Source organism: Portibacter marinus (assembly GCF_021533195.1).
Lineage (GTDB): Bacteria > Bacteroidota > Bacteroidia > Chitinophagales > Saprospiraceae > Portibacter > Portibacter marinus.
Genome location: NZ_JAJNKB010000003.1, coordinates 1 through 13,648, shown reverse-complemented (window position 1 = coordinate 13,648; position 13,648 = coordinate 1). Strand labels below are relative to the sequence as shown.

At 43.0% G+C, this 13,648-nt stretch carries 1 protein-coding gene; it reads left to right on the top strand.

Annotation, left to right across the window (positions count from 1 at the left end; all coding sequences use genetic code 11):
• Window positions 1–60: 60 nt before the first annotated feature.
• Window positions 61–13,648: PKD domain-containing protein (locus L2567_RS07850; RefSeq protein WP_235297203.1), on the top strand; the 13,588-nt coding region annotated here is incomplete at its 3' end.

Below are 13,648 nucleotides of genomic sequence, written 5' to 3'. Positions count from 1 at the left end.
CTATACCTACTGATTAATTCCTGGTGAACTCCATTTTACATAATGAGAACACCTTAGTGAATGAGAAAATTTTTACAAAGAACAATTGAGTACTTTGGCAGAAAAAATAAGTATCGGATAAGTTATTGGAAGTTTGCAGTTAAGCTATCTCTATTCCTTGTTCTACTATTTGTTATCCCCGTCGATTTTAAGGCACAGCCTTGTCCTGAAGTTGGACCTACAGATATCTACCCCTGTCCCCTCAATACAGTTGAGTTCTATGAATTTGACTTATCCTCTGGACCAGAAGCCTTTGTCTCTCAAGAAATTTTAGGAAAGCAGAAAGTTCCATGTTGTGGAGATGAGCTTAATGACAATGCAGGTTGTAGTATCATAGAAGTAACAACACATCCTCAGACCGTTGGAATTAGAATCATCATATCGGGAGCTAATGCACAGTCCGGTGATATAAAGTTTACCAATGATCCCAACAATGTGTGTGGTGGCACTCAGTATAGCATGAATGATTTTATTGGTGATGGAGGAGAATTGTGTCTTACGGGTGCGGGACCATTCTATATTCCTGTGTGTAAACCAGGTCAAAATGATTACTGCGTTACGATAGAAGGGATCGCTGCAGAATCATTTGGTGATCAAGTAGTACTTCTGGATGATCAAGTGAGCTGTAATTATGAATTGAATGTCACCAGCACAGTGGTCCTGGAGAACATTGTGTGGACTGAAATTTACGGTGACTTAGATTATTTAGACTGTGGAACTCCCACATTGGATTGTTTAAATCCTACGTTTACACCTCCAGGTGATTTAGATCAGGTTGAAGATTATGAATATCAAGTTTGTGGAGAATTCGTCGATGAAAACTGTGGCAACACGGGCATACTAGTTTGTGACACGGTCAATATCCAAGTAATCCCTCAGATCATTGTGGATTTAGATGATGTCACAGTATGTGAAGGGGATTTTCCAGAAAGAGTGACTGCAGAGATTGATCCGCAGGAGCCAACCTTTAGCTATACTTGGTACGATGCCTATGATGGACCTTTAGGCTCAGGTAGCATTATCAGGACTGGCAATCAACCTTTTTTCGATGCACCAGGTCCGGGTCAATATTCGCTTTATGTTTTAGACAATAGAATGATATTTGATTGTGAAAGAAGTTTTACATACAATTTCAATGTGATTGAACAGTACCAACCAGTGGCTGATATTGAAATCATATTTGATGAATGTGATTTAAATGTTTGGTTTATTGCCAGTGGATCTTCTGATAACACTGGCACTTCGAATTTAGAATATGAGTGGGACTTTGGAGATGGAAGTTCTGATAATTTTGAAGTAGGGAATTATCGATATGACGATTGTGGTACTTACACCATTGGCCTGACAGTAACGGATCCAGATGTAGTGGTAGATTGTGATGAGGATTACACTGAAATAGAAATAACCTTTGATCCTGACCCACCAATATTGACTTGTCCACCTACTTTATCTGGCCAATGTGACATTTCAGAGGTTCCTGAATACACTGTATGGGATGACTTTTTAAATGGTGGTGGGATATACTCAGACAATTGTCCTGTAGATCCCAGTAGCTTTGCATTTATTGATGAAGATTCCGATAATCAAACTTGTCCGGAGACCATAACAAGAGTGTATGAAATTGCAGATGGATGCGGAAATACGGCAACTTGTGAGCAGACCATATTGATAAATGATACCACAAATCCTATTATTGACCCTGAAGCCAATGATATAATTCTAGAATGTGATGCTGAAGAGATTGACAATCAATTGCAGGATTGGCTTGATAACCATGCCGGAGCTGCTGCTACTGATAATTGTACAGATGAAGCAGACCTTGTTTGGACTTATTTTCCAGCGAACCCTGTTTTGAGTGATGAATGTGGAGAGACTGGATCTGTTGAAGTCACTTTCTTTGTGACGGATGAGTGTGGCAACAGCTCAAGCACAACTGCTACTTTTACCGTAGAAGACAATACACCTCCTAGCCTCACTTTTTGTCCACTGACTTCATTTAGTGAAACAGTTGAATGTGAAGGATCGACTATTAATGAAAATGTTGCTGACCAATGGCATGCTGACAATCTACAAACACTTAATAACTGTTTAATAGACTTTTGTGGCACTTATGTAATTACTGATGACTATGTATTTGATGATACTCCTGTAGGTTGTGGAAATGAATTCAATATCTCAGTGACTTATACCATTACAGATGATTGTGGAAACTTCACTTCTTTCGTAGCGACTATTGAATTTGAGGATACTTCAGTTCCGTCAATTACAACCCCTCCTTTTGATTTGAATTTAGATTGTAACGACTCTACACAGGATGCAGATATTCAATCATGGCTGAATATGAATGGAGGTGCAACGGCTGATGATGATTGTAGTGAAATTACCTGGTCACATAATTATAGTGGATTAGATATTATTTGTGGGAGTGCAGGAAGCGTCGACGTTACGTTTACAGCGACGGATGACTGCGGATATTTTATTCAAACTGTGGCAAACATTACAATAACGGACAATACTGCACCTACTGTCGATTGTGATCCCGTAAGTGAGACATTAGAATGTGATGGCCCTGTTGCAAATAAGGCTTATGCAGATAATTGGAATGCTATTAATATTCAGACTCTAATCGATTGTAGTTCTGATGAATGCAGTGATATAAGAGTGGAAAGTAATTATGATTATTTAAATCTGACAGATGGTTGTGGCTTCACAGGAGATTTGGTTGTGACCTATAGCATCTTAGATGATTGTGATAATGTGACCACGAGGCAGGCTACGTTGAGTGTTGTTGATAACACGGCACCAGAAGTCACCTGCGATCCTTTGGACGATGTTTTTGAATGTGAAGATGATTTCAATGAAACATTTGCTGATTTCTGGAACCAGACTAATATTACCAGATTGGAAAATTGTAGTAATGACCTCTGTGGTGAATTGACGGTTACCAGTGATTATGATTTTTCTGATTTTTCTGATTTTTGTAATTCTACCATTACAGTAACTTACTTCATTACCGACGAATGTGATCAAGTTACGACAAGACAAGCCACATTGACAATTGTAGATAGTACAGCACCGGAATTTGAAAATACTGGAAATGATGAAAATTCAGAGTGTCAGGGTGAGATCCCAGCTGATAATACAGACTATCAAGATTGGATTTTGCGATTTGCGGACGTAGAAGTAAGCGACGTTTGTGGGGATGTAAGTTTGTCTGTAATCGAGGGGTCTTGGAACAGCACCGATTGTGTGGATCAGATTCAAGTAGAGATCATTGCCACGGATGAGTGTGGGTTGACCAATACGGTAATCAGAACATTTACAATAACAGACACAAGGCCACCTTCGTTTGATAATACAGGTAGCGATGGAAGTGCAGAATGTCAGGGAAGTGATCCGGCTTTAAATACAGACTACCAGGCTTGGATAACTCAATTTGCAGATGTCAGTGTTAGCGATGTATGTGGTAATGTAAGTTTATCGGTCAATGAAGGCTCGTGGAACAGTACCGATTGTGTGGATGAGATTCAAGTAGAGATCATTGCCACAGACGAGTGTGGATTGACCAATACGGTAATCAGAACATTTACGATTACAGATACAACGATCCCATCGATTGACGATCCGGGAGCAGATGGTGCTGCAGAGTGTCAGGGAAGTGACCCATCTGCAAATACAGATTACCAGGCTTGGTTGGCGAACTTTGCAGGTGTTCAGTCTTCAGATATATGTGGAGCGATAACGTTGAGTTATGTCGAAGGAATTTGGAGACTAGAAGATTGCGTAGATGAGATTCAAGTAGAGTTTATCTCTACAGATGAGTGTGGACTGACTAATTCAGTTTTCAGAACTTTCACCATTACAGATACAACGATCCCATCGATTGATGATCCGGGAGCAGATGATGCAGCAGAATGTCAGGGCAGCGACCCTGCATTGAATACAGATTATCAGGCTTGGTTGGCTAACTTTGCAGGAGTACAGTCTTCAGATATATGCGGAGCGATAACGCTTAGTTATGTTGAGGGACCATGGAACAGCAGTGATTGTGTGGATGAGATACAAGTAGAGTTTATTTCTACTGATGAGTGTGGACTAACTAACTCAGTCTTTAGAACATTTACGATTACGGATACAAGGCCACCTTCATTTGACAACACGGGTAGTGATGGAAGTGCAGAATGTCAGGGAGATGATCCTGCATTGAATACAGCATATCAGACATGGCTTTCTCAATTTGCCAGTGCAGTGGCCAACGATGTTTGTGGTGATGTAATTCTGTCTGTGAACGAGGGATCATGGAACAGTACCGATTGTGTGGATGAGATTCAAGTAGAGATCATTGCCACGGATGAGTGTGGGTTGACCAATACGGTAATCAGAACATTTACGATTACGGATACAAGACCACCTTCTTTTGATAATACGGGCAGCGATGGAAGTGCAGAATGTCAGGGAAGTGATCCGGCTTTAAATACAGACTACCAGGCTTGGATAACTCAATTTGCAGATGTCAGTGTTAGCGATGTATGTGGTAATGTAAGTTTATCGGTCAATGAAGGCTCGTGGAACAGTACCGATTGTGTGGATGAGATTCAAGTAGAGATCATTGCCACGGATGAGTGTGGATTGACCAATACGGTAATCAGAACATTTACGATTACAGATACAACGATCCCATCGATTGACGATCCGGGAACAGATGGTACTGCAGAGTGTCAGGGAAGTGATCCTTCTGCAAATACAGATTACCAGGCTTGGTTGGCCAACTTTGCCGGAGTACAGTCTTCAGATATATGTGGAGCGATCACGTTGAGTTATGTTGAAGGACCATGGAACAGCAGTGATTGTGTGGATGAGATACAAGTAGAGTTTATTTCTACAGATGAGTGTGGATTGACCAACTCAGTTTTCAGAACATTCACCATTACAGATACAACGATCCCATCGATTGATGATCCGGGAGCAGATGATGCAGCAGAATGTCAGGGCAGTGACCCTGAATTGAATACAGATTATCAGGCATGGTTAGCCAACTTTGCCGGTGTTCAGTCTTCAGATATATGTGGAGCGATCACACTTAGTTATGTTGAGGGACCGTGGAACAGCAGTGATTGTGTGGATGAGATACAAGTAGAGTTTATTTCTACAGATGAGTGTGGATTGACCAATTCAGTCTTTAGAACATTTACGATTACGGATACAAGGCCACCTTCATTTGACAACACGGGTAGTGATGGAAGTGCAGAATGTCAGGGAGATGATCCTGCATTGAATACAGCATATCAGACATGGCTTTCTCAATTTGCCAGTGCAGTGGCCACCGATGTTTGTGGTGATGTAATTCTGTCCGTAATCGAGGGATCTTGGAACAGTACCGATTGTGTGGATGAGATTCAAGTAGAGATCATTGCCACGGATGAGTGTGGGTTGACCAATACGGTAATCAGAACATTCACGATTACAGATACAACGATCCCATCGATTGATGATCCGGGAGCTGATGGTACGGCAGAGTGCCAGGGTAGTGATCCAGAAGTCAATACTGATTACCAGGCTTGGTTAGCAAACTTTGCAGGCGTTCAGTCTTCAGACATATGCGGCGAGATAACGTTGAGTTATGTTGAAGGACCATGGAACAGCAGTGATTGTGTGGATGAGATCCAGGTAGAATTTATCTCTACAGACGAATGTGGACTAACTAACTCAGTTTTCAGAACTTTCACCATTACAGATACAACGATCCCATCGATTGATGATCCGGGAGCAGATGATGCAGCAGAATGTCAGGGCAGCGACCCTGCATTGAATACAGATTATCAGGCTTGGTTGGCCAACTTTGCCGGAGTACAGTCTTCAGATATATGTGGAGAGATAACACTTAGTTATGTTGAAGGACCATGGAACAGTAGTGATTGTGTGGATGAGATCCAGGTAGAATTTATCTCTACAGATGAGTGTGGATTGACCAATTCAGTATTCAGAACATTTACGATTACAGATACAACGATCCCATCGATTGATGATCCGGGAGCGGATGGTGCTGCAGAGTGCCAGGGTAGTGACCCTTCTGCGAATTCAGATTACCAGGCTTGGTTAGCGAACTTTGCAGGTGTACAGTCTTCAGATATATGTGGAGAGATCACACTTAGTTATATTGAAGGACCATGGAATAGTAGTGATTGTGTGGATGAGATACAAGTAGAATTTATCTCTACAGATGAGTGTGGATTGACCAATTCAGTCTTTAGAACATTTACGATTACGGATACAAGGCCACCTTCATTTGACAACACGGGTAGTGATGGAAGTGCAGAATGTCAGGGAGATGATCCTGCATTGAATACAGCATATCAGACATGGCTTTCTCAATTTGCCAGTGCAGTGGCCACCGATGTTTGTGGTGATGTAATTCTGTCTGTGAACGAGGGATCATGGAACAGTACCGATTGTGTGGATGAGATTCAAGTAGAGATCATTGCCACGGATGAGTGTGGATTGACCAATACGGTAATCAGAACATTTACGATTACAGATACAACGATCCCATCGATTGACGATCCGGGAACAGATGGTACTGCAGAGTGTCAGGGAAGTGATCCTTCTGCAAATACAGATTACCAGGCTTGGTTGGCGAACTTTGCAGGTGTGCAGTCTTCTGATATATGTGGAGCGATCACACTTAGTTATGTTGAAGGACCATGGAATAGCAGTGATTGTGTGGATGAGATCCAGGTAGAATTTATCTCTACAGATGAGTGTGGATTGACTAACTCAGTATTCAGAACTTTCACGATTACAGATACAACGATCCCAGCGATTGATGATCCGGGAGCGGATGGAACTGCAGAGTGTCAGGGAAGTGATCCTTCAGCAAATACAGATTACCAGGCTTGGTTAGCCAACTTTGCAGGAGTACAGTCTTCAGATATATGTGGAGAGATAACACTTAGTTATATTGAAGGCATTTGGAGACTTGAAGATTGTGTGGATGAGATCCAGGTCGAGTTTATCTCTACAGATGAGTGTGGATTGACCAATTCAGTGTTCAGAACTTTCACGATAACAGATACAACGATCCCATCGATTGATGATCCGGGAGCGGATGGTACTGCAGAGTGTCAGGGTAGTGATCCAGCAGTCAATACTGATTACCAGGCTTGGTTAGCGAACTTTGCAGGTGTACAGTCTTCAGATATATGTGGAGAGATCACACTTAGTTATATTGAAGGACCATGGAATAGTAGTGATTGTGTGGATGAGATACAAGTAGAATTTATCTCTACAGATGAGTGTGGATTGACCAATTCAGTCTTTAGAACATTTACGATTACGGATACAAGGCCACCTTCATTTGACAACACGGGTAGTGATGGAAGTGCAGAATGTCAGGGAGATGATCCTGCATTGAATACAGCATATCAGACATGGCTTTCTCAATTTGCCAGTGCAGTGGCCACCGATGTTTGTGGTGATGTAATTCTGTCTGTGAACGAGGGTTCCTGGAACAGTACCGATTGTGTGGATGAGATTCAAGTAGAGATCATTGCCACGGATGAGTGTGGATTGACCAATACGGTAATCAGAACATTTACGATTACAGATACAACGATCCCATCGATTGACGATCCGGGAACAGATGGTACTGCAGAGTGTCAGGGAAGTGATCCTTCTGCAAATACAGATTACCAGGCTTGGTTGGCGAACTTTGCAGGTGTGCAGTCTTCTGATATATGTGGAGCGATCACACTTAGTTATGTTGAAGGACCATGGAATAGCAGTGATTGTGTGGATGAGATCCAGGTAGAGTTTATTTCTACAGATGAGTGTGGACTGACCAATTCAGTATATAGAACATTTACGATTACAGATACAACGATCCCAGCGATTGATGATCCGGGAGCGGATGGAACTGCAGAGTGTCAGGGAAGTGATCCTTCAGCAAATACAGATTACCAGGCTTGGTTGGCGAACTTTGCAGGCGTTCAGTCTTCAGACATATGCGGCGAGATAACGTTGAGTTATATTGAAGGACCATGGAATAGCAGTGATTGTGTGGATGAGATTCAGGTAGAATATATCTCTACAGATGAGTGTGGATTGACCAATTCAGTGTTCAGAACTTTCACGATAACAGATACAACGATCCCATCGATTGACGATCCGGGAGCGGATGGTACTGCAGAGTGCCAGGGTAGTGATCCAGCAGTCAATACTGATTACCAGGCTTGGTTGGCCAACTTTGCAGGCGTTCAGTCTTCAGACATATGCGGCGAGATAACGTTGAGTTATGTTGAAGGACCATGGAACAGCAGTGATTGTGTGGATGAGATTCAGGTAGAGTTTATTTCTACAGATGAGTGTGGATTGACCAACTCAGTTTTCAGAACATTCACCATTACAGATACAACGATCCCATCGATTGACGATTTGGGAGCTGACGGAACTGCAGAGTGCCAGGGCAGCGATCCAGCAGTTAATACAGATTACCAGGCATGGTTGGCGAACTTTGCGGGAGTACAGTCTTCTGATATATGTGGAGCGATCACATTGAGTTATGTTGAGGGACCATGGAACAGCAGTGATTGTGTGGATGAGATTCAGGTCGAGTTTATTTCTACAGATGAGTGTGGATTGACCAATTCAGTATTCAGAACTTTCACCATAACGGATACTACACCACCAACCATTGACAGTGAAGGAGCAGATGGTACTGCAGAGTGTCAGGGCAGCGATCCAGCAGTTAATACAGATTACCAGGCATGGTTAGCTAATTTTGCAGGAGTACAGTCTTCAGACATATGCGGCGAGATAACGCTTAGTTATGTGGAGGGACCATGGAATAGTAGTGATTGTGTGGATGAGATCCAGGTAGAGTTTATTTCTACAGATGAGTGTGGACTGACTAACTCAGTTTTCAGAACTTTCACGATTACAGATACAACGATACCATCGATTGATGATGAAGGAGCAGATGGTACTGCAGAGTGTCAGGGCAGCGATCCTTCTGCAAATACTGATTACCAGGCATGGTTAGCGAACTTTGCAGGCGTTCAGTCTTCAGACATATGCGGCGAGATAACGTTGAGTTATATTGAAGGACCATGGAACAGCAGTGATTGTGTGGATGAGATACAAGTAGAGTTTATTTCTACAGATGAGTGCGGATTGACCAATTCAGTGTTCAGAACTTTCACGATAACAGATACAACGATCCCATCGATTGATGATCCGGGAGTGGATGGTACTGCAGAGTGTCAGGGAAGTGATCCAGCAGTCAATACTGATTACCAGGCTTGGTTGGCCAACTTTGCAGGCGTTAATTCTTCAGACATATGCGGCGAGATAACGTTGAGTTATGTTGAAGGACCATGGAACAGCAGTGATTGTGTGGATGAGATTCAGGTAGAGTTTATTTCTACAGATGAGTGTGGATTGACCAACTCAGTTTTCAGAACATTCACGATTACAGATACAACGATCCCATCGATTGACGATCCGGGAGCTGACGGAACTGCAGAGTGCCAGGGCAGTGACCCATCTGCAAATTCAGATTACCAGGCATGGTTGGCGAACTTTGCGGGAGTACAGTCTTCTGATATATGTGGAGCGATCACATTGAGTTATGTTGAGGGACCATGGAACAGCAGTGATTGTGTGGATGAGATTCAGGTAGAGTTTATTTCTACAGATGAGTGTGGATTGACCAATTCAGTATTCAGAACTTTCACGATTACAGATACAACGATCCCATCGATTGATGATCCAGGTGCAGACAGCGCAGCAGAGTGTCAGGGAAGTGATCCTTCAGCAAATACAGATTACCAGGCTTGGTTGGCGAACTTTGCGGGAGTACAGTCTTCAGACATATGCGGCGAGATAACGCTTAGTTATGTTGAGGGACCATGGAACAGCAGTGATTGTGTGGATGAGATCCAGGTAGAGTTTATTTCTACAGATGAGTGTGGACTGACCAATTCAGTTTTCAGAATCTTCACCATAACGGATACAACACCACCAACCATTGACAATGAAGGAGCTGATGGAACTGCAGAGTGCCAGGGTAGCGATCCAGCAGTCAATACAGATTACCAGGCTTGGTTAGCCAACTTTGCAGGCGTTAATTCTTCAGACATATGCGGCGAGATAACGTTGAGTTATGTTGAAGGATCATGGAACAGCAGTGATTGTGTAGATGAGATTCAGGTAGAATTTATTTCTACAGATGAGTGTGGATTGACCAATTCAGTATTCAGAATCTTCACCATAACGGATACAACACCACCAACCATTGACAATGAAGGAGCAGATGGAACTGCAGAGTGTCAAGGCAACGATCCATCTGCAAATACTGATTACCAGGCATGGTTAGCTAACTTTGCAGGCGTTCAGTCTTCTGATATATGCGGCGAGATAACGTTGAGTTATATTGAAGGACCATGGAACAGCAGTGATTGTGTGGATGAGATACAAGTAGAGTTTATTTCTACAGATGAGTGTGGATTGACCAATTCAGTATTCAGAACATTTACGATTACAGATACAACGATCCCATCGATTGATGATCCGGGAGCGGATGGTGCTGCAGAGTGCCAGGGTAGTGACCCTTCTGCGAATTCAGATTACCAGGCTTGGTTAGCGAACTTTGCAGGTGTACAGTCTTCAGATATATGTGGAGAGATAACACTTAGTTATATTGAAGGACCATGGAACAGCAGTGATTGTGTGGATGAGATCCAGGTAGAGTTTATCTCAACAGATGAGTGTGGATTGACCAATTCAGTATTCAGAATCTTCACCATAACTGATACAACACCACCAACCATTGATGATGAAGGTGCAGATGGTACCGCAGAGTGCCAGGGTAGTGATCCAGCAGTCAATACTGATTACCAGGCTTGGTTAGCGAACTTTGCCGGAGTACAGTCTTCTGATATTTGTGGAGCGATCAGCTTGAGTTATGTTGAAGGACCATGGAACAGCAGCGATTGTGTGGATGAGATCCAGGTAGAATTTATCTCTACAGATGAGTGTGGACTGACCAATTCAGTATTCAGAATCTTCACCATAACGGATACAACACCACCAACCATTGACAGTGAAGGTGCTGATGGAACCGCAGAGTGTCAGGGTAGTGACCCATCTGCAAATACAGATTACCAGGCTTGGTTAGCTAATTTTGCGGGAGTACAGTCTTCAGACATATGCGGCGAGATAACGTTGAGTTATGTTGAAGGACCATGGAACAGCAGTGATTGTGTGGATGAGATTCAGGTAGAGTTTATTTCTACAGATGAGTGCGGACTGACCAATTCAGTATTCAGAACATTCACGATTACAGATACAACGATCCCATCCATTGACGATCCGGGAGCTGATGGTACGGCAGAGTGCCAGGGCAGCGATCCAGCAGTTAATACAGATTACCAGGCATGGTTAGCCAACTTTGCCGGAGTACAGTCTTCAGATATATGTGGAGCGATCACCTTGAGTTATGTTGAAGGACCATGGAACAGCAGTGATTGTGTGGATGAGATTCAGGTAGAGTTTATTTCTACAGATGAGTGTGGACTGACCAATTCAGTGTTTAGAATCTTCACCATAACAGATACTACACCACCAACCATTGACAATGAAGGAGCAGATGGAACTGCAGAGTGCCAGGGCAGTGATCCTTCTGCAAATACAGATTACCAGGCTTGGTTAGCGAACTTTGCAGGCGTTCAGTCTTCTGATATATGTGGAGAGATAACACTTAGTTACATTGAAGGCATTTGGAGACTTGAAGATTGTGTGGATGAGATACAAGTAGAGTTTATTTCTACAGATGAGTGTGGATTGACCAATTCAGTATTCAGAACATTCACGATTACAGATACAACGATCCCATCGATTGACGATCCGGGAGCTGACGGAACTGCAGAGTGCCAGGGCAGTGACCCATCTGCAAATTCAGATTACCAGGCATGGTTGGCGAACTTTGCAGGCGTACAGTCTTCAGATATATGTGGAGAGATAACACTTAGTTATGTTGAAGGACCATGGAACAGCAGCGATTGTGTGGATGAGATTCAGGTAGAGTTTATTTCTACAGATGAGTGTGGACTGACTAACTCAGTATTCAGAACTTTTACGATTACAGATACAACGATCCCATCGATTGATGATCCGGGAGCTGATGGTACTGCAGAGTGCCAGGGCAGCGATCCAGCAGTTAATACAGATTACCAGGCATGGTTAGCTAACTTTGCAGGAGTACAATCTTCAGATATATGTGGAGCGATCACACTTAGTTATATAGAAGGACCATGGAATAGTAGTGATTGTGTGGATGAGATTCAGGTTGAATTTATTTCTACAGATGAGTGTGGACTGACCAATGCAGTTTTCAGAATCTTCACGATTACAGATACTACACCACCAACCATTGACAATGAAGGAGCTGATGGAACTGCAGAGTGCCAGGGCAGCGATCCAGCAGTCAATACAGATTACCAGGCTTGGTTGGCTAACTTTGCAGGCGTTCAGTCTTCAGACATATGCGGCGAGATAACCTTGAGTTATATAGAAGGACCATGGAACAGCAGCGATTGTGTGGATGAGATACAAGTAGAGTTTATTTCTACAGATGAGTGTGGATTGACCAATTCAGTATTCAGAACATTCACGATAACAGATACAACGATCCCATCGATTGATGATCCGGGAGCTGATGGTACGGCGGAGTGTCAGGGTAGTGACCCATCTGCAAATACAGATTACCAGGCTTGGTTAGCTAATTTTGCGGGAGTACAGTCTTCAGACATATGCGGCGAGATAACGTTGAGTTATGTTGAAGGACCATGGAACAGCAGTGATTGTGTGGATGAGATTCAGGTAGAGTTTATTTCTACAGATGAGTGCGGACTGACCAATTCAGTATTCAGAATCTTCACCATAACGGATACAACACCACCAACCATTGACAATGAAGGAGCTGATGGAACTGCAGAGTGCCAGGGCAGCGATCCAGCAGTTAATACAGATTACCAGGCATGGTTGGCCAACTTTGCAGGCGTGCAGCCTTCAGATATATGTGGAGAGATAACACTTAGTTATGTTGAAGGACCATGGAACAGCAGTGATTGTGTGGATGAGATCCAGGTAGAGTTTATTTCTACAGATGAGTGTGGATTGACCAACTCAGTTTTCAGAACTTTCACGATTACAGATACAACGATACCATCGATTGATGATGAAGGAGCAGATGGTACTGCAGAGTGTCAGGGCAGCGATCCTTCTGCAAATACTGATTACCAAGCATGGTTAGCGAACTTTGCAGGCGTTCAGTCTTCAGACATATGCGGCGAGATAACGTTGAGTTATATTGAAGGACCATGGAACAGCAGTGATTGTGTGGATGAGATACAAGTAGAGTTTATTTCTACAGATGAGTGTGGACTGACCAATTCAGTGTTTAGAATCTTCACCATAACAGATACTACACCACCAACCATTGATGATGAAGGTGCAGATGGTACTGCAGAGTGCCAGGGTAGTGATCCAGCAGTCAATACTGATTACCAGGCTTGGTTAGCGAACTTTGCCGGAGTACAGTCTTCTGATATTT